Genomic DNA, 17875 nt, shown 5'->3' with positions numbered 1-17875 from the left:
GTCTGAGGCTGCTCCGCAGCCTCAGGGACTTCCCGTGCTCCGCACGGGAGGTGACCCCGTTTCACGGGGTTCAGGCCTGCGGCCTGTAGGGGTGTCCGCTCCGCTCCCACCCCGATCCTTCCGGCTGCGCCTCCAGGATCAGGGACCGCTTCGCGGCCCTGGCAGCAGCAGTGGGGGGGTGGCCGGGGTCGGTTCCCTCGTTCGGGTCGAGACCCACCATACTGCATGCATCACGCTGATGCACCATGTATCGTTGGCGGAAAGACGGGGCAGGGTCGGGGCCGGTTGGGCGCCGGTCGGCCGCCGGTCTGAGGCGTAGTCACTGGGATCCGGTATCGGGGAAGGCATGCGAATGTCTGGTATTCAGCTCAGGGAACATCAGGTGGACCAGCGATCAGCGATCCGGAAATGGGTTGGGGTGCCGGTGAAATCGGCCGTGCCGCCTCAGGGGCTGCGGGGGACGATCGTGTCTGCGACCGGCTCGGGAAAGACGATCACGGCTGCTGCGAGTGCGCTGGAGTGCTTCCCGGGGGGCCGGATCCTGGTGACCGTCCCGACCCTGGATCTGCTCGCTCAGACCGCGCAGGCCTGGCGCACGGTCGGCCACCGCGCCCCGATGGTCGCGGTGTGCTCGCTGGAGAACGACGCGGTACTCACCGAACTCGCGGTACGCACTACGACCAACCCTGTGCAGCTCGCTCTGTGGGCCGCACGCGGGCCCATGGTCGTGTTCGCTACGTACGCCTCTCTGGTCGACCGTGAGGACTCCAGCGACCCTGAGGCTGTCCAGAAGGTGCGCGGGCCGCTGGAGGCTGCTCTTGCGGGCGGGGAGCGGCTCTATGGGCAGCGCATGGACTCCTTCGACCTGGCCATCGTGGACGAAGCCCACGGGACGGCCGGGGACCTGGGCCGGCCCTGGGCAGCGATCCACGACAACGCCCGGATCCCCGCCGACTTCCGCCTGTACCTCACCGCCACCCCCCGGATCCTCGCCGCAGCGCAACCGCGGAAGGCCTCGGCCGGGCCGGCACCCGACATCGCGTCGATGGCCGACGACCCGGACGGCCCCTACGGTGCGTGGCTCGCCGAGCTCGGACTGAGCGAGGCAATCGAGCGGGAGATCCTCGCCGGATTTGAAATCGACGTCCTGGAAATCCGTGACCCTTCCCCGCAGCGCTTCGTGCTGTCGGAGGAATCCCTCCGGGGCCGACGCCTCGCGCTTTTGCAGACAGCACTTCTCGAACACGCGGCCCGGCACAATCTGAAAACCGTGATGACCTTTCATCAAAAGGTCGAGGAAGCACGCGCATTCGCCGAGAAGCTCCCCGCGACCGCGGCCGATCTGTACGCCAGCGAGAGTGACCCTGTCGCACTGGCGCGCGCCGAGCAGCTCCCCGAGTCGTCCATCGAAGCGGAGCCCTACGAGCTGGAGGCAGGCCGGCACGTATCCCCCGGCCGGGTGTGGTCGGCGTGGCTGTGCGGCGATCACCTCGTAGCCGAGCGGCGCGAGGTGCTGCGCCAGTTCGCGAACGGCATCGACCACACCGGGCACCGCGTGCACCGGGCCTTCCTCGCGTCCGTGCGGGTGCTCGGGGAAGGAGTCGACATCACCGGCGAACGCGGTGTCGAAGCGATCTGCTTCGCGGACACCCGCGGGTCGCAGGTGGAGATCGTCCAGAACATCGGCCGTGCGCTGCGGCTCAACCGGGACGGCTCCACCAAGGTGGCCCGGATCATCGTCCCGGTCTTCCTCGAGCCCGGGGAGGACCCCAAGGACATGGTGGCGTCCGCGTCGTACGCGGGCCTGGTAGCCGTCCTCCAGGGCCTCCGCTCCCATGACGCCCACCTCGTCGAGCAACTCGCCTCCCGCGCCCTCACGAGCGGGAAACACATTGTGCACATCCAGCGTGACGACCAGGGCCGGATCATCGGCGCCGGCGGCGCGGCCGAGGGCGAGGGGGACGGCCAGGACCAGGAGGACGGGGCCGACACCGCGGCCGAGTCCGCGCTGCTCCACTTCTCCACCCCGCGTGACGCCGCGGCCATCGCGGCCTTCCTGCGCACCCGCGTCTACCGGCCCGAGTCCCTGGTCTGGCTTGAGGGCTACCAAGCCTTGCTGCGCTGGCGCACCGAACACGAAATCACCGGCCCGCACGCCGTCCCCTACGACACCGAGACGCCGGTGGGCGTCACGGAGAACTTCCCGCTCGGCCGATGGGTCCACCAGCAGCGCAAGGCACTACGGGCCGGAGAGCTGGAGGAGCGACGCCAAAAGCTCCTGGACGCGCCCGAGGCCGGCATGGTCTGGGAGCCGGGTGAAGAGGCCTGGGAGGACAAACTTGCCGCGCTGCGCGCCTACCACCGGGCAAGCGGACACCTCGCACCCCGACAGAACGCCCTGTGGGGCCAGGGCGAGACGATGGCGCCCATCGGCCAGCACATGGCCAACCTGCGGCGCAAGGGCGCCAAGAACGGCCTCGGGAAGGACGAAGAGACCGCCACGACCCGGGCCGCGCAGCTCGCGGCGATCGATAAAGACTGGAACTGCCCGTGGCCGCTGGACTGGCAGCGCAACTACCGCCTACTCGCCGCCCTGGCCGACGCTGACGGAGCCCTCCCCGACATCGCCCCCGGAGTGACCATCGACGGCGACGACGTCGGCCGCTGGCTCCACCAGCAGCAGCGCCCAGACGTCTGGGCACAGCTCACCACCGAGCAGCACAAGCGGCTGTCCAAGCTCGGCATCCAACCCGCCCAGGCGCCGGACCCTGTCCCGACTGCCGCGCGCACGACCAAGGGGGCGAAGGCGCAGCAGTCGTTCCAGCGCGGCCTGGCGGCGCTCGCCCAGTGGGTGGAGCGGGAAGGTGCGGACCGGCCGGTGCCGCGCGGCCACGGCGAGGAGGTCACGGTCGAGAACGAGGCGGAACCGCTGATCGTGAAGCTGGGCGTGTGGGTGTCCAACACCAAGAGCCGACGCGACAAACTCACCGCCGAGCAGCACGCCGCACTCAGCGAACTGGGCATCAACTGGGCCTGACACCAGCCCCTGAGCAGCCCCTGAAACACTGCCAAGCCCCAGGCAGTACAAAGGCCCCGGTATTCCGACGGACGGAATACCGGGGCCGAGGTTCAGGCCGGCCGTACTGCCCCAGAGCGCGCTGGGCACCAGCCCTACCCCGCACACCCATGTCGGCGCGGTCTGTAACCAACCCTAAAGGATCAGCCCCCGCCGGCTCCCCGGAACCGAAGGGGCCGCGTAGCCGAGCGCGGGGCGGGTCAGCCCGTCCGGCCGGCGCGCGGCACTGCCCGCCGACCGGGTGGCCGTGCTCGCGGAGCTCGGGGTGATCTGACCGCGGCAACGCAGAGAGGCCGGCGGAGTGGCCGCGCGGGCGCTGGACGGCCCGACAGGGGCCACCGGAGCTGGCGCAGCAGGGTCCGGACGCGGGTCCGGGACAAGGCGGGGACCAGAATTGTCCGCGGAAGATTCCGGAGCCTTCGGCGGTACGGTCGGTGCCGCCACCGCGTTGCTGACTTGGCGCTGGCGTCCAGGAGGGTCACGTCCCGCCATGTGGTGTAGGCGATCAAGCGGTTTGGGATCCGGTTCGACGGCGCCGGTGATCTTCATGGTCGGCTCGGCCCACGAAGGTGCGCGGTGGGGGTGGCGAGCGCGTGCCGACCGTGACCGTACGCGTCCCGACGTGCGGATCCGGTCCGTTGATCGGCTACGCGACTCGGCGGGAGACCATCCAGGTAGATCAGCTCCGTCCCTCCCACAGCCTGCGGAAGGTGGCCCCGGGGTTGGGTGTGGGCCCGGTCGGACTTTCCGACCGGGCCCACACCTGTGTACAGGGCCGGACTGTACTTCAGGCGTTGTCTCGGCCTTTCGGGTCCGGCTGGTCCTGCCCGGAAGTCTTCCGCTGTCGGGGTTCAGCTCTGGCAGCGGGAGCGGCTGCAGGCCCGCTGCGCGGGAGGCGCCACGGGACGCGGGCCCGTTCAACGCCGTGGCCTTGCGCATGCCACCCGGCTTCGCCCGGCACCGCAGAGGCTGGCTCCGACACCGCCCCCAGCCAACGCCTGGAGTCCGGCCGGGCCCGTGCAGCGAAGCGCGGGGCGGCAAGCTGCTTCACGAAGAGTAGCTCCGTGCTCTTGCGGGGCCCCAGGATCGGCAGGGTGCACGGCAGCTGGTGGTCCTACTGGTCTACGTTGCGCGGTGCGTCCTCGTGGCCCGCACCGGCCGGTGCGGGCGCGTCCGACTGCCGGCGATCCTCTCGCATCTCGTCGAAGATTCGGGCGCCCAGGTACCACACGAGGAAGAGGCCCAGCCCGATGAGCGCGCCCCAGTACCCGGCGAGAAACGGCTCCAGGCCGTATCCGGCGAGCAAGCCCGAGCACAGGAGGACCGCCTTCTTGGAGCGCGGGGCGAGGAGCCGTTCCTGGAAGACCGGGCTGATGGCCGGCCAGCGCCTGTTGGCCATCCTCGACAGCGCACCCAGCGACCAGCGGGTGTACACGACGAGCAGCACAAAGACAGGAGCAAAAGCGATGTACCGGGTGATTTCCCAGGGTCCGCGAGAACTGAGGATGCCGATGCCGAAAGACGCTCCGACCCCGTAAAAGAAGAGCCCCACGAGCAGGAAGCCGATGAGGGCGATGATCGGGTGCTCGTCGCGGAAGGGCGGCGGGGGCGGCGGGGGCCCCATCAGCGTGTGGTGGACGTGGTAGCCGGTGGGCACGAAGCCTAAGGGGGGCACTGCCTGGCCGTCCTGTGACCGCAGGCGTTGCAGCTCCTCGATGCGCCCGCTCAGCACCTTTATCTCATCGGCGAGCTGTGAGAACGGCTCGGCGCGGCCCGCCTCCGCTCCTTCGCTCTGAGTGTGCTGGTACTCCTGGGCGACCGCCTGCGCGACCTGTCTCAGGTCGTCGTCCACTGCTTCCTGGTCCTGCCGCAGCTCCATCTGCTCCATCAGCCTGGCCACCTCGCGCTCCAGCTCCGCGATGCGCTCCCGGGAGAGGGCCGCCTGGTCGCCGTGGCCCGTGCTGCTCTCCTGGGCCAGCCGCCGCAGAGTGTCGAGCTCACCGAACTCCGCGTCGTCCAGAAGCACTCCCTGCGACTTCAGGAACTCCCGGAAGACGGGCAGGAACTCCCGGGGAGCGATCCTCTTCCCCTGGAAGTACCGGGTGATCGCCGACGGGTGGTACGACCCGAACTCAGCCAGGTCCTTGCGCGCAGCCCCCGCCTTGTCGAACAGATGCTCTAACTTCCGGCCGTACGCACGTGCTTGCGTGCTCGCTCCCTCGCCGCGGGATGCTCGTGATGTGTGGCTGTCCAAGCCGTCCCCCATCTCCACGTGTGGGGGACAGGCTGTCAGACCCTTCCACACGCTTGCCAGTCGGCTGGCAAGCCGTTGCTCGTTCCGCAACTTCCCGCAGGTCAAGAGGGTGGATGTCGTACCCCGCAGCCAACAACAAGAAAGGTTCAACACATGGGACACAACATGGTGCCGAGCATCCTCTTCAGCCTCGGAGCCGTCGCCGCGGCACTAGTCGGCGCACCCGCCTGGTGCATCGCGCTGATCGCCGTCGCCGCCCTGGCCGCCGGCGTCGTCCAGGCGGTCTTCCCCCACAGGTCCGAGGACAAGCTGAAGTGGTGGACGAACCGCCGCACCTACCTCCGGCATCGCTACACCGAGCGCAACCGGCGCCGCATGGAACAGAACCGCAGCTGACACTCCCCTTCAAGCCCCCGGCACCCCGCCGGGGGCTTCGTACCATGCCCACCGCGGTCGGCCCCGCAGCCCGAGCCCGGCCGCGCACCGCCCGTCCGGGACCTCGGCGACGCCATAGAGGACGTTCCGCTCGAACTCCGACCCCTCCCCCGGCAAGCCGGACCCGTCTCCGCCCGCCCCGCCGATCGCCTTCAGCAGCCGCACCGGCGCGGGTAGTACAGGCCCGTACGGCGCCCGCGAAGATGAGCACGACCTCCACGTCGGCCCGAGGCACGGAAGCTTCCACAAGGGCGTGACGTCCCTTGCCCAGTACCTCACACGCGAAGGCAGCAGGCTCCCCGGACGGGCGCACGTCGAACAGCCCCCCGACGAGACCGAGCACCGCACCGGTGTATGGATCGTCAACCAGAAGCAACGCCGCGACCGGCTCGACGCCGACCAGCTCGAAGCCCTCGCCGGGCTCGGGGTGGAATGGGCCGCGCACCCACCGGCCCCAAGGTCCGCACTGACCCGGCAAACGGCCGCCGCTACCGTGTACACCCCCGCGCGGGCGCGGCCTGCTGCCGGTGCGCCGGCACCGCAGGCTCCGCGGGCGCGGCCTGGCCGGTCGCGGTGCCGGCCGGGGTGGTGGAGCGGGAACGGGCGGCGGTGGCCGAGACACGGGGACCGTCGGGAACCGGGGTGCCGGGCGGGGTGGTCAGGGCGCGCAGGGTCGAGACGACCAGCCGGCCGGCCAGCCCGGAGGGCGGCCCCAAATGCCAGTCCGGGTTCTCCACCAGCCCCACCTCCAACCGGTGCCGCAGCCCCTGCTCGCCCTCCGTGAGAAGCACCGCTTCCGTGGCAGTGAAGACCGTGATGATGGACCGCCTCATGACAGCGCTACCCACCCTGAGCGCCGCTTCCGTGTCAGTGGCAGATGCGCCTCCTAGCCATACGACCAGCACGAACACACCCTGCTGACGGCCTGTCACTGCCAAACCCCCACTGACACCGAACCGGCACATCGCAGACAACATGACAGAGCCCTCAAGCGAACACGCCGCCGGTCAATCGCCTCGGGCGGCGGCCTCGGCAACCGCGGCGATGCGCGACGCGAGGCCCGGGGTGGGCGGCTGGGAGAGGAGGAACAACCAGGCGTACGCGGTGCCGAGTACGGCGGCGTGCACCAACGCGGCATCCGCCGGCGCGGCCAGTTCGCCCCGCTGGTGGGCGCGTTCCAGCAGCGCGGTGATCTGCGCGCGTTCCTCGGCGATGAAGGTCTCCTGGAACCGCGCGGCGATCTCCGGCTGCTGCTGCAGGTCGGCGAGCAGCCCGGGGGCGGCCGCAGCGGTCACCGGGTCGGAGAAGATCCCCAGGATCAGGCCCGCGAGCGCGGTGAGGTCCCCGTCAAGCGTCCCGGTGTCGGGCAGGGGCTGCGCCTTCCTCCCGTGGACGAGGGCGGAGAAGACGAGTTCGCCGCGCGAGCCGTGGCGGCGGTAGATGGCCGCTTTGCCGATGCCCGCCGTGGCGGCGATGGCGTCCATGGTCAGGCCGGCGTATCCCACGCGTGGCACCAACTCGCGTACGGCGTCGCGGATTGCGGCGTCCACGCGGCTCTCGCGCGGCCGACCGGTCGGTTGCTTCGGAGGCTGCATTGCCCCATCATACGGAACTATGAGTATCGGAACTGAACGTATCGAAACTGCACCTGCGGCCGACAACGCCACCGCCCGCACCCGCGCCCGCACCCTGACCCTGTGGGCAGGCCGCAGCACGGTGTCCATCGCCGCCCTCCACACCGCACTCTTCGCCGTCAAGTCTCGCTCGGAATGGACCGGCTGGCTGTCCGGCGACCTGCGCGGCGCGGACCCCGCCACCCACGCCGAGTCGGCAAGCCTGTTCTGGGCGCTCCCGGGCGGCTTCGTCATACCCCTGCTCCTCCTGGGCCTCCTCCTGTCGCACATGGCCCGCACCGACCAGAAGGTCCCGCCCTACGTGGGATGGGCCATCGCGGCCTGGGTCCTGCCGGCCGCCTGGATCCTCGGCCCCTCGGGCTTCCTCCTGGGCCTGGTCCCGGCCGCCCTGCTGATCCTCGCGTCCCGGCGCGCCCGAAGGTGACTGCCCGTCATCGGGCTCTGTCATGTTGTCAGTGGCGGTCTGGGATGATCTTCGGGTTGTCCGTCCGGGGAGGGGCTCGTTCGTGTCGTCTGTGGTGCCGTCGTACAAGAATCACCGCTACCCGGCCGAGATCATCGCGCACTGCGTGTGGCTGTATTTCCGCTTCCCCCTCAGCTACCGCGAGGTCGAGGAGCTGATGCTCGAGCGCGGCGTTGTCGTCTCCTACGAGACCATCCGCCGGTGGTGTCGGAAGTTCGGCCAGACCTACGCCAACAGCCTGCGCCGGCGGCGTCCACGGCCCGGCGACAAATGGCACTTGGACGAGGTCTTCATCAAGGTCAACGGGGTGCAGAAGTACCTGTGGCGGGCCGTTGACCAGGACGGCAACGTCCTGGACATCCTGGTCCAGAACCGTCGCGACAAGGCTGCGGCCAGGCGTTTCTTCCGCCGGCTCCTCACCACGACCGGCACCGTGCCCCGGGTGATCGTCACCGACAAGCTGAAGTCGTACGGAGCTGCGCACCGTGAGGTGATGCCGTCGGTGGAGCACCGTGCTCACAAGGGGTTGAACAACCGGGCGGAGAACTCACACCAGCCCACCCGGCAACGCGAACGAGCGATGAAAGGCTTCCGAAGCCCAGGCGGAGCCCAGCGGTTCCTGTCCGCGTTCACCGGGATCTCACCCCACTTCCGACCCCACCGGCACCTCATGACCGCCGGACGCCACCGCCTCGAAATGATGATCCGCTTCACCATCTGGAACCACATCACCGGATCCGCCGGCCTGCCCGCGATGGCCTGAGCGCCGATCCACGGAAGGCCTCGGCACACCCTGACGCGCCATCAAACGATCACACCGCCGATAACATGACAGCACCCGTGTCAGTGGGCGGTGCTGGTCCTCGTCGATGACCAAGGCCATCAGGTAGTGGTCGGGGCCGCTGCGCAGGGCGTCGATGGGCATGGATGCTCGGAGGTTGGGCCAGTACCGGCCGTGGGTGCGATCTCTCGGATTCGTGTCAGTGTGCCACCTGCACGAAGAGCGCCTCGTGACAGTGAAATCGCCCCGATCTCCCACATCCATGACAGTGAGCCTCACTCCAGAAACCGAAGCTGACCTGCGCCAACACACAGACCCCTCACTGTCTCTCACCCCACTGTCACGAAACCGAGAGATCGCATCCAGGTCGGGCAGTGGCTGACGAACGTGCGCCGGCCCGGCGGGCTCGGGAAGGACCCGGTGCGCGCCGAGCGGCGGGCGGCGGCGCTCGCCGCGGTCGATCCGGACTGGAACCCCGCCGTGCTCGGGTGGACGGTGGACTGGCAGCGGCACTACGCCTACCTCGCCCAGCTCCTGGACGAAGGCGCCCGCCTGAGGGCCGTCACCGCCGGGGTGACCCGGCACGGCGAGGACGTCGGCCGGTGGCTGGCCGCCCAACGGCGGGACTGGTCCCGGCTGAACGCCGAGCAGCAGGCCCGGCTCGGTGCGCTCGGCGTCACCCCGGCGCGGGTCGTACGGGCCCGCAGCGCGCCCGCGAAGACCGCCTCGACCACCACGTCCGGGCGGGGCGTGGAAGCCTTCCACAAGGGCGTCCAGGCCCTTGCGCAGTACCTCGCGCGGGAAGGCGGGGGTGCTCCGGGGCGGTCGCACGTCGAGCGCCTTCCGGACGGGAGTGAGCACCGTACGGGGGTGTGGCTGGCCAACCAGCGCCAACGCCGCGACCGGCTCAGCGCCGAGCAGCTGCGGGCGCTGGCCGGACTCGGCATCGGCTGGGCGGGGTAGCTGTGTGAGATCCCGAGATCCAGCGCGGCAGCGGGCTGGTCACCAGCAGTCGGTGGGCCGGACGGTGGGGGTCTGCAACTCGGCGACCAGCGCCCACAGGGCTTCCTGCCCGTACTCGGCGATCATCGAGTCGATGACCGCCATGCCCGCGGCCGTCGGTGTCCCGTCGGTGAAGTGCTCGGCCACCAGGTCGGCGAACTCCCGGCGCAGCCGGGCCACCACCACTGCATCAGCCACCGGTCCGCTCCCGTCCCCGCTCCGCCCATGCACCGATTCCCTGCCGCCCCGGGGCTGTGGCCGTCATCGGCCCCGTCCCGCAGTCCGGGCAGGGGCCGGCTGCTGCCGGTGCGCGGGCACCGCAGGCTCCGCAGGCGCGGCCTGGCCGGGCGCAGGGCCGGTGGAGGTGGTGGTGGAGCGGGAGCGCGCGGCCGTGGCGGAGACGCGGAGACCATCGGGGACCGGGGCGCCGGGCGGGGTGGTCAGGGCGCGCAGGGTCGCGCCGACCATGCGGCCCGCGAGTTCGCCGGGCGGGCCCTGCTGCCAGGCGGTGCCCTCTCCCAGGCCGGCCTTCAGCCTCTCGCGCAACCCCTGTTCTCCTTCGGGGCCGCGGGCGACGTCGGCCATGCGGGCGGCGAGCAGGGGCCAGGCCCGGGTGGAGACCAGGAGGGCGGTCTCCCGCTCGGAGCCGATGTAGTCCTGCGTGAGGGACACCAGCCGGCTGTTCGCCGCCGCGCCGACGCCGAGCCGTTCAAGGGCGGCGGGCCGGTCGGACAGGTCCAGGTCGTTGGGGACAGCGAGGCCTTCGGTCAGCGGCCCCCACATCGCGCGGGCGTCCGCGCTCACCGCCACCGCCACCGCCACCGGCTCCGGCTCCGGGGCCGGGGCCGGGGCCGGGGCCGGGGCCGGATCGGGAGCAGCGGAGGCGGGGGCGGTCGCTGGCACGGCGGGCGCGGCGTACGGGTTCGCGGCGGGCGCGGGCCGGGCGGCGGGAACCCCGGCCGCGGCCGCGGGTCCGGCTGCCGGTGCGGCGGCGCCCTGCTGGGCCAGGAGCGCGGCGACGGCCTGGTCGACGCCGACACCCTGGCCGTGCGCGGCGGTCAGGAAGGCGGCCACGTCGACACCGCGCTGGTCGAGGTGGGCCATCTTGGCGGCCATGTCCGGCCAGGCCGGGGAGGCCAGGATCGCGTCGCGCACCAGGCCCTCGGGCATGGTCGCCTTGAGCAGGTCCGCCCACCGGTCGGTGCCCGCCGCACTGATGCGGGCCTGGTTGGCTTCCACCGCCTGATAGACGGTCTTGGCCACGCCGCCGAGCTGGGGCAGGAACGTGGTCAGGTTGACCCCGGCCCTCTGCAGCAACACCATCTGCCCGGCCATCCTCGGCCAGTCCTGCCCCGACATCAGGTCGGCGAGCGCCCCCTCGTCGAGCAGCGGGCGCAGCGCGTCGGCGGCCCAGCCCGGAGCGAGCTTCTCCTCGCCGTCGGCGAGTTCGGCCTCCTCGCCCTGGCGGAGCTTCTGGGCGGCGCGGCGGACGGCGTCGGAGATGGTCAGCATGAGCCGGAAGGCCGCCGCGGCACTCTGCGCGGCTTCGGCCATCGACTCGGCGAACGGGTCGACGGCGGCGGGGTCGGGTGCGGGGGTGGACACGATCAGGGCTCTCCTCGCGGGCGGGGTCAGCGGGACTTCCCCGGACCGGCCTTGGGCGGGCCGGGAGTACGGGGCGGCACACCGGTAACGGCGCCGGACGTGGTCGGGCCACGGCCCGCCGCCGGTGACGTCCGCGCGGTGCGTGCCGGGCCCGTACGGGAGGGCGGCGCGCCGGCCGCGGCGGCGGCCTCGCGCAGCAGCCGTCCGGCCTCGAAGGCGGCCTTCGCCTGCGCGCGATGCTGCTGTGCCTCGTGCCACAGGCGGGAGGCCTCCACCGCCTCCACCAGCGCCACCAGGAGCGTGAGGACCACCATCGCGCCGCCGCCCCGGGCGGCGCGCGGGGCCCGCTCCAACGCGCGCGCCGACGCCCGCCATCCCGCCCGCGCCCGGCCCTCCAACGAGCGTTCGCCCGGGGCCCGGCCAGCTTGCTCGAAGGCGTCCGCAGCCGCCGCGATCCGGTCCCGGACCGTCGCCGGGGCGTGCGCGGCGGCGGCCACCAGAAGGTCGCCGAGCGCGGCCACGTCACCGGCGCCCTCGGCCCGGCCGGACCGGCCCAGCACCGTCGCGGCCTCGCGCACCAGGCGCTCCGCCGCCGACCAGTGCGCCGGACCGACCAGCGGCTCGAAGCGCTCCCGTACGCGGGGCAGCGACAGGTCGTAGGCCAGCGAACTGCCGGAGAACCAGACCGGCCGGCTACCGGCGTCGGCGCGGTCGCCGGGGAGAGCGACCGCGTACCCGAGCAGAACACCGGACTCGTCCCGGCGCTCCCGTACGCGAAGGCCTGCATCCCGCAGCCGCTCCAGGAAGTCGGTGTCGTTCCCGGCGAGCGCGGCCGCAGTGCGCACGGTGCGCTGGAGCGACTGCCGGGCAGTCTCCACAAGGCCGCGCCGACCGGCCTTCGCCAGCTCCCCCGTCGACGGTCGGCGCACCGCGGTGCGGTCCTGCGGCGACATCGGCGTCAGGCCCCAGCCGGCCTCAAACTGCCGGGCGGCGGCGTGCATCGCGAGGATGTCCCCGCGCAGCCGGGGCTGCCGGCCATCCACCCGGGCCAGGGTCGCAACGATGTGGATGTGGTCCTCGGCGTGGCGCACCGCGATCCACCGGCAGGCCTGTTCGTCGCCGTACGGGGCGATGCCCGCGGCGTCCACCATCGCCGCCGCCACCTGAGCCCATTCCGCGTCCGACAGGACCCGGTCGCCGGGCGCGTTGCGGACCGAGACGTGCCACACGTGCTGGGGCGGGCGCGCGCCTCGCAGCGCCTCCACGGGTGCGTCCAGGAGGTCCGCCAACTCCCCCAGACCCATCCGCTCCGGGTGGCGTGCCGGGCACGGCACATCGGGATCCCAGGCGGTCACCAGGTGCGGGTCGGTGTGCTCGTCGCGTTTGCCCGGACCGAACAGGTACTCCAGCAACGTGTACGTGTCGTCGCCCATGTCCGGCTTCTTCGGCATCACGTACGGGCCCGCCTCTCCCGCATCACCGCCACCGTCGCTACGTCCACCCGCACCACCGCCGCACGCGCATCAGCCAGAACCTCCTCCACCCCCACCGGGGCCGTGCCGTCGGCGCCGAGAGCATCCAGGCGGACCGCGATCTCCCGCAGGCCCGCACGCGCCCGAACGAGCTCGCGCAGGACGTCGGCCCGGTCCGCGGAAACCGGCACCAGCACGTGCTGCGCGACCGCCATCACCTGCTGCCCCACCCACCCCGCCGCCGACATCCCCTCCCGGGCGGCGGCCGCGCGGACGACCGCCAACTCGGCCGGGCTGAAGGCCACGCCCACCCGCTCCGACCGCCGTTCCCCCGTCTCCCGCTCACGCCTGCGGCCACCCTCACCAGCCATCACCCAGCCACCCCATCCCGCACCACACCAGAACACCGGAAAACGGCCCGCAGGCCCGGAACCAAAACAAGATCAGTCAGCGCGTAATGTTCCATTCCGCACTAACTGGCTGCCAATTCCTAATGCCTGAAAAATCCTCCCAGCCCGCCGCACGCACCCCTGCCGAAATCGCCCCGCGGGCAGCCCACAACCACCCCAATCAGCGACCCCCGAAACACCCCCACGGCACAACCCAACCCCCGCGCCACCAGCCCCACCACGCCCCCGCCGCGCCCCCCGCCCACACCGCACCCACGGGCCACAACCCCACCAACCACCCCCCACCACCAACCCCACCCCCCACACACCCACACGGCGACTCCACCCTTGTGGGCACCTTCCCCTTGAGTTCGGCAATGTCAAATAAGTACCGGAGGGCGAGGTTATCGGAGGAATTCCCCTGTCTCTTATCGAGGAATCTCGGAAAATTCGACTCATGACACGTCAGGGTGATTTCAACCCGCGCCCCGTAACGACGGGAACCTCCCGGAGTTCCCGTTTCATGAAACGGATTATTTCTGCAACTCTGCTTGCTCTTGCACCGCTTGTTGCGGCATTCGCCCCTGCGACGGCGGTTCCGGTGTCCGCTCCGGCGGGGCTCCGGCGGCGATGGCCGAGTGGAACAGCTGCGGCTATCAGGTGACCACCAACGTGAAGCTCCGCACCGGGCCGACGAAGAAACACACGGCCATCGGCATCCTGACCCCGAAGGACTCCGTCTACGTCCTGCGGGAGAAGAACGGCTTCTACGAGGTCGAGCTCTACGGCGACTCGGAGACCGGCCTCAAGTGGGGGACGAAGGGGTGGATCACCAAGTCACCCCGCAGCAGATCAACGTCGTGCGCGACAACTACGGCCTGCCGCCTGTCACCTTCTACAAGGGCCAGGTCCGCGTCGACGGAGTGCAGACCAAGGTCCTCCCCGAGGACCGGTGGCTCCTGCTGCCCCCGGACCGTTCCAAGTGGGGCCAGACCATCTTCGGTGTGACGGCGGAGGCCCTCGCCCTCTCGCGGGGCACGAACCCCGAGATCACCAAGGAAGACCGCCCGGGCGTCATCATCACCCGCGGTGCGCAGGACGACCCGGTGCAGATTTGGACCAAGGGCGCCGCAGTCGGCATGCCGGTCCTGCACACCCCGGACGCCCACATCGTGGCGAAGGTGATCTGATGGCCGCCCGCCTCGCTGCCGCCGTACACGTCCAGCACCCGCAGACCAGGGAATGGGTGGTGCTGGAGCCCGGCGCCGAACCGGCGCACGAGCTCGCCAGCGAGATCACCAACCCCGACGCCTGGGAGAACGGCGTACTGCCCGAAGCTGGCCACGCGGAGGAGGACGGGCCGCCGCCCTTCGGCTTCGTACCCACCGAGCCATCGTCGCCGGAGCCGGAGCCGGAGCCTGAACCCACGCCCCAGCGCCGCCGCACGACCACCACCACGTAGCCGCACCCAACAGGGACCGCCGACTCTCCGAGAGCGGCGGTCCCCCCTGTTAGGCAGGAGAGACCCGTGAACCCCGCCGTGCTCGCTTGGCTCCTCGCTCAACTCGGACCCAGCGCCGATCAGAGTGACCTCGCCGCCCGCTACAGCCGACTTGCCAGTGCCCGCGAGGTCGTACGCGAAGTCCTCTCCGCACGCCGAGCTGGTCTGCTGGCCGAACCACTGCGCATGACCGTCGACGGCGTCGTCACCATCGACCAGAGCAACAATCTCCAAGGCATCGAACGTCAGCTCGCAGCCCTCAACGACACCGCAGCCCCCGATGACGCAGCCGCCGGCGAGCCGGGCATAGACCTGGTCACCACACCGCTCGTCCCGTCCCACCGGACTCGGTAGACCCATGGCATACGAATGGCCGCCGCTCGTGCCCGGCGATCCCGACGACGTCGCCCGGCGCGTCGCAGCCGTACTCACAGAAGCCTGGCAGCGACTGGCAGCGCAGCAGAGCCGAGTCTTGGAGACCTTCGAAAAGCAGCCCCGAGGACGCCTGGTGCTGATCACCCTGGAGGAGTTCAAGCGCGCCATCCAGGTCTTCCGCCGCGAAGTCGATACCGAGGCGCTCGGCTTCGTCCGGCGACAGCTTCCGCACCTGTACCGGCAAGGAGCCGAACAGGCCGCCACCCGACTCGGGGCTCGTTTCACCTGGACGATGATCCACCGCGACGCCCTGCTCAGCCTGGCCAGCGACTCGTACGGAGACTTCCTGCGGCGCTCCGAGGAAGCCGAGAGGATGGCCGCCAAGTTCTACCGGGCCGCCCGGGCAGCCGCCCGGCTTGAGGTACCCCTCCTAGCCGCCGGGAACGTCACCGCGCGGCAAGCGGCCAGGAACCTTGCAGTTCGACTTCGAGACGAACACCAGCTGGCCCACGTCGTCTACCGCAACGGAGCTCGCGTGCCAGTGGGGGTCTGGGCCGAGGCGGCGACGCTTGCGAAGAGCGCCGTGGCGTACAACGCGGGCACCCTCAACCGCACCCGCGAGGCCGGCGTGGCCTTCGTAGAGGTCTTCGACGGCATGGACTGCGGGTGGGTCAGCCACCAGGACCCCGACAAGGCTGCCCGCACCATCCGCAGCGTTGAGGATGCCGCCGAGTTCCCCATCGCGCACCCGCGGTGCCGACGGTCCTTCGGCCCGCGTCCCGATGTAGAAAGTTGGCATGCCCATCCAATACCGGGCTAAGGGTTGTCCCGTAAATGATCTTCGGGCTGGCTCGGGCGCGGTCGGCCGCGGACCGGGCTGGTCGCTTATCCGGCGAGGGCGAGGTTGTGCATGCGGGCGATGCCGAGCATGGCGTGGTGGACGCCGTCGCCTTTCAGGCGGCAGTCGCGGAGGATCTTCCAGGTCTTCATGCGGGCGAAGACGTGCTCGACGCGGGCGCGGACCTGTTTGTGGGACGTGTTGTGCTCCTGCTTCCACTCCGCCAGCTCTTCTCCCTTGCGGCGGCGGTGGGGCATGACGAGTCCGGTGCCCGGGTAGCCGCCGTCGGCGATGGTGAGTGTCCTGCCGACGGCGGCCTTGGCGCCGGACTCCTGCCAGGTACTACAGCCGGAGATCTTGTGACCGTGTCTCGTCATGCTCGTTGACCGGGCATGATGACGGGTGTGACGGCTGAGCAGATAGCCGGGTGGGACGAGGAACTGACCGAACTGACCGGCTCGTTGGGGCGGTTGTTCAACCGGCCCGAGCCGCGGGTTGTGTTCGCGCAGTACGTCGAGGGGCTGCTGGCTGAGCTGCCGAAGAAGAACGGGTGGACCCTGTCTGAGCGGGCGGGGCATCTGACACCGGACCGGATGCAGTGGCTGCTGAACGGCTCGGTCTGGGACGCCGACCTGCTGCTCGACGCGGTGCGGGACTATCTGGTGGCCCATCTCGGCGACCCGGAGGCGTCGCTGGTCATCGATGACACCCAGGCCCAGAAGAAGGGCACCAAGTCGGTCGGGGTGGCCTTCCAGCACTGCGGCCTGACCGGAGACGTCCGCAACTGCCAGACCATGGTCATGGTCACTTACGCCGCCCCGCGCGGGCATGCCTTCCTCGACCGCCGCCTCTACCTCCCCGAGGAATGGACCACCGACCGCGAGCGCTGCCGCGAGGCCGGCATCCCCGACGACGTCGCCTTCGCCACCAAACCGCAGCTCGCGATCGCGATGCTCAAGGACGCTCTCGCCGCCGAGACGCCCTTCGGCTGGGTCCTGGCGGACTCCGGCTACGGCCGCGATCCGGGCCTGCGCGCCTTCTGCCACGACCAGGCCCTGCCTTATGTCCTGGCCGTCCCCGTCGACCTGTCGCTTTCCGGCCCGCCGGGCAAACCCCGCCAGCCGTCCGTGAAACGGGCTGATGATCTGCTGCACTACGCGAGAGTCCGCGACCGGTGGGAACGCCGCTCCCTGGGCGACGGCGCGAAAGGTGAGCGACTCCACGACTTCACCGCCTTCGACGTCACCGTCACCGACGAGTCCCCGGCCGAAGGCTTCGCGCACTGGCTCGTACTGCGCAGATCCCTGCACCCCAACCGGCGCGGCAAGGACGGCAAACTCCACCGGGAGATCGCCTACTTCCTCGTCCACGCCCCCACCGGCACCACCCTGACCGAGATCATCACGCGGGCCGGCGGCCGCTGGCGGATCGAGGAGGACAACGAGATCAACAAACAGCTCGTCGGCTTCGCCCAGTACCAGGTCCGCAAGTGGACCCCCTGGCACCGTCACATCACCGCCTGCATGCTCGCCACCGCCTTCCTCACCGTCCAGCACGCCCGCCTCACCGACCCCGAACCGGACACCGGCGAGGACCGGGAGGAGACGGTGAACCCGGGAAAAGCCCAGGTCAACAACGAGGGCGAGACCACCGGCTGATCCCCGGACCGCTGGTGCCGCCCTCCCGGCAGAGCATCCGGCACTGCCTCGCCGCCACCCGCCTCAACCCCCACCACCCCGTCGAAACCATCCTGGCCTGCGACTCCTGGCGCCGCCTCCACCAGACCCGCGCCACCGTCAGCCACTACCGACGACGCGGCGACCCCCTGCCCCGCCACCTCAAACCCTGGGCCGCCCACCAGCCGATCCCACCGATCACCGACCCTCAAGATCTCCGGCTGTAGTACAAGCACGTGAAGCCTCACGTGTGCATGACGCTCGACTAGGGTCTGTTGTGAAAATGCTGGTCACAGCCATTCATTGATGGCTGCGATCAGCACGGTTGCTTCGTAGCGGACGGCGAGTTTGTCGTATCTGGTGGCTACCGCACG

The 17875-nt window shown here is 70.7% G+C and carries 18 protein-coding genes and 1 pseudogene; 11 read left to right on the top strand and 8 right to left on the bottom strand.

Going from position 1 to position 17875, the window contains the following annotated elements:
- Positions 1-352: 352 nt before the first annotated feature.
- The gene (locus tag AB0M99_RS36160) at positions 353-3037 is read left to right on the top strand and encodes a Helicase associated domain protein (protein WP_365928236.1); all 2685 of its coding nucleotides are present in this window, start codon (positions 353-355) and stop codon (positions 3035-3037) included.
- 1153 nt (positions 3038-4190) lie between these two features.
- Here the strand turns inward: AB0M99_RS36160 and AB0M99_RS36155 are convergent.
- Entirely contained in the window at positions 4191-5330 is a 1140-nt protein-coding gene (locus AB0M99_RS36155; protein ID WP_365928234.1) for a hypothetical protein, read from the bottom strand.
- Positions 5331-5483: 153 nt separating this feature from the next.
- Between AB0M99_RS36155 and AB0M99_RS36150 the strand changes: the two genes are divergently transcribed.
- Positions 5484-5726, top strand: coding sequence for a hypothetical protein (locus AB0M99_RS36150; RefSeq protein ID WP_365928232.1), 243 nt, complete (start codon positions 5484-5486; stop codon positions 5724-5726).
- A 527-nt stretch (positions 5727-6253) separates the two neighbouring features.
- Here AB0M99_RS36150 and AB0M99_RS36145 read toward each other — a convergent pair.
- Together AB0M99_RS36145 and AB0M99_RS36140 are read right to left on the bottom strand one after the other, a co-directional pair.
- Positions 6254-6598, bottom strand: a complete 345-nt coding sequence (locus AB0M99_RS36145) for a hypothetical protein (protein ID WP_365928230.1) — start codon at positions 6596-6598, stop codon at positions 6254-6256.
- A 174-nt stretch (positions 6599-6772) separates the two neighbouring features.
- Complete coding sequence (locus AB0M99_RS36140) at positions 6773-7360, bottom strand: TetR/AcrR family transcriptional regulator (protein ID WP_365928228.1); 588 nt, start codon at positions 7358-7360, stop codon at positions 6773-6775.
- Positions 7361-7379: 19 nt separating this feature from the next.
- Here AB0M99_RS36140 and AB0M99_RS36135 point away from each other — a divergent pair, with 19 nt between their 5' ends.
- From AB0M99_RS36135 to AB0M99_RS36125, 3 genes are all read left to right on the top strand, one after another.
- Positions 7380-7823, top strand: coding sequence for a DUF6463 family protein (locus AB0M99_RS36135; RefSeq protein WP_365928226.1), 444 nt, complete (start codon positions 7380-7382; stop codon positions 7821-7823).
- 82 nt (positions 7824-7905) lie between these two features.
- Positions 7906-8625, top strand: a complete 720-nt coding sequence (locus AB0M99_RS36130; RefSeq protein ID WP_365928239.1) for an IS6 family transposase — start codon at positions 7906-7908, stop codon at positions 8623-8625.
- 405 nt (positions 8626-9030) lie between these two features.
- Positions 9031-9606, top strand: coding sequence for a helicase associated domain-containing protein (locus AB0M99_RS36125; protein ID WP_365928224.1), 576 nt, complete (start codon positions 9031-9033; stop codon positions 9604-9606).
- Between the two features lie 39 nt (positions 9607-9645).
- Here AB0M99_RS36125 and AB0M99_RS36120 read toward each other — a convergent pair whose 3' ends face one another.
- The 4 genes from AB0M99_RS36120 to AB0M99_RS36105 all read right to left on the bottom strand — a co-directional run bounded on the left by AB0M99_RS36120 (position 9646) and on the right by AB0M99_RS36105 (position 13093).
- On the bottom strand, positions 9646-9843 hold the full coding sequence (locus AB0M99_RS36120; protein ID WP_365928222.1) for a hypothetical protein: 198 nt from the start codon (positions 9841-9843) through the stop codon (positions 9646-9648).
- A gap of 63 nt (positions 9844-9906) precedes the next feature.
- Positions 9907-11250: a hypothetical protein gene (locus AB0M99_RS36115; protein WP_365928220.1), complete on the bottom strand. Its 1344-nt coding sequence runs from the start codon at positions 11248-11250 to the stop codon at positions 9907-9909.
- A gap of 26 nt (positions 11251-11276) precedes the next feature.
- Entirely contained in the window at positions 11277-12683 is a 1407-nt protein-coding gene (locus AB0M99_RS36110; protein ID WP_365928218.1) for a mobilization protein, read from the bottom strand.
- Positions 12684-12700: 17 nt separating this feature from the next.
- Positions 12701-13093: a hypothetical protein gene (locus AB0M99_RS36105; protein ID WP_365928216.1), complete on the bottom strand. Its 393-nt coding sequence runs from the start codon at positions 13091-13093 to the stop codon at positions 12701-12703.
- Between the two features lie 842 nt (positions 13094-13935).
- Between AB0M99_RS36105 and AB0M99_RS36100 the strand changes: the two genes are divergently transcribed.
- From AB0M99_RS36100 to AB0M99_RS36085, 4 genes are all read left to right on the top strand, one after another.
- Positions 13936-14301 (top strand): major capsid protein, encoded by a 366-nt coding sequence (locus tag AB0M99_RS36100; protein WP_365928214.1) that lies wholly within the window; start codon positions 13936-13938, stop codon positions 14299-14301.
- Positions 14301-14573, top strand: coding sequence for a hypothetical protein (locus AB0M99_RS36095; protein ID WP_365928212.1), 273 nt, complete (start codon positions 14301-14303; stop codon positions 14571-14573). Before AB0M99_RS36100 ends, AB0M99_RS36095 begins: the two co-directional genes overlap by 1 nt.
- Positions 14574-14639: 66 nt before the next feature.
- On the top strand, positions 14640-14966 hold the full coding sequence (locus AB0M99_RS36090) for a hypothetical protein (protein WP_365928210.1): 327 nt from the start codon (positions 14640-14642) through the stop codon (positions 14964-14966).
- Between the two features lie 4 nt (positions 14967-14970).
- Entirely contained in the window at positions 14971-15807 is an 837-nt protein-coding gene (locus tag AB0M99_RS36085; protein WP_365928208.1) for a hypothetical protein, read from the top strand.
- A gap of 65 nt (positions 15808-15872) precedes the next feature.
- On the opposite strand, the pseudogene AB0M99_RS36080 reads toward AB0M99_RS36085, so the two are convergent.
- Positions 15873-16163, bottom strand: a pseudogene (locus AB0M99_RS36080) (transposase); the annotation flags it as partial.
- A 66-nt stretch (positions 16164-16229) separates the two neighbouring features.
- Between AB0M99_RS36080 and AB0M99_RS36075 the strand changes: the two are divergent.
- Together AB0M99_RS36075 and AB0M99_RS36070 are read left to right on the top strand one after the other, a co-directional pair.
- Positions 16230-17483, top strand: coding sequence for an IS701 family transposase (locus AB0M99_RS36075; RefSeq protein WP_365928206.1), 1254 nt, complete (start codon positions 16230-16232; stop codon positions 17481-17483).
- Between the two features lie 14 nt (positions 17484-17497).
- Positions 17498-17728 carry a hypothetical protein gene (locus AB0M99_RS36070; protein WP_365928204.1) on the top strand — a complete coding sequence of 77 codons (231 nt, stop codon included), beginning with the start codon at positions 17498-17500 and terminating at the stop codon, positions 17726-17728.
- The last annotated feature ends 147 nt before the right edge of the window (positions 17729-17875 follow it).

Source organism: Streptomyces sp. NPDC051183 (assembly GCF_040682455.1).
Lineage (GTDB): Bacteria > Actinomycetota > Actinomycetes > Streptomycetales > Streptomycetaceae > Streptomyces.
This window is presented reverse-complemented; position numbering and strand designations above follow the sequence as displayed.

Bases quoted from the DNA above. Each gene is read 5' to 3' on its own strand.
- AB0M99_RS36110 (WP_365928218.1), bottom strand. From the start codon at position 12,683: ATGGGCGACGACACGTACACGTTGCTGGAGTACCTGTTCGGTCCGGGC.
- AB0M99_RS36150 (WP_365928232.1), top strand. From the start codon at position 5,484: ATGGGACACAACATGGTGCCGAGCATCCTCTTCAGCCTCGGAGCCGTC.
- AB0M99_RS36095 (WP_365928212.1), top strand. From the start codon at position 14,301: ATGGCCGCCCGCCTCGCTGCCGCCGTACACGTCCAGCACCCGCAGACC.
- AB0M99_RS36085 (WP_365928208.1), top strand. From the start codon at position 14,971: ATGGCATACGAATGGCCGCCGCTCGTGCCCGGCGATCCCGACGACGTC.
- AB0M99_RS36135 (WP_365928226.1), top strand. From the start codon at position 7,380: ATGAGTATCGGAACTGAACGTATCGAAACTGCACCTGCGGCCGACAAC.
- AB0M99_RS36140 (WP_365928228.1), bottom strand. From the start codon at position 7,360: ATGCAGCCTCCGAAGCAACCGACCGGTCGGCCGCGCGAGAGCCGCGTG.
- AB0M99_RS36105 (WP_365928216.1), bottom strand. From the start codon at position 13,093: ATGGCTGGTGAGGGTGGCCGCAGGCGTGAGCGGGAGACGGGGGAACGG.
- AB0M99_RS36145 (WP_365928230.1), bottom strand. From the start codon at position 6,598: ATGAGGCGGTCCATCATCACGGTCTTCACTGCCACGGAAGCGGTGCTT.
- AB0M99_RS36160 (WP_365928236.1), top strand. From the start codon at position 353: ATGTCTGGTATTCAGCTCAGGGAACATCAGGTGGACCAGCGATCAGCG.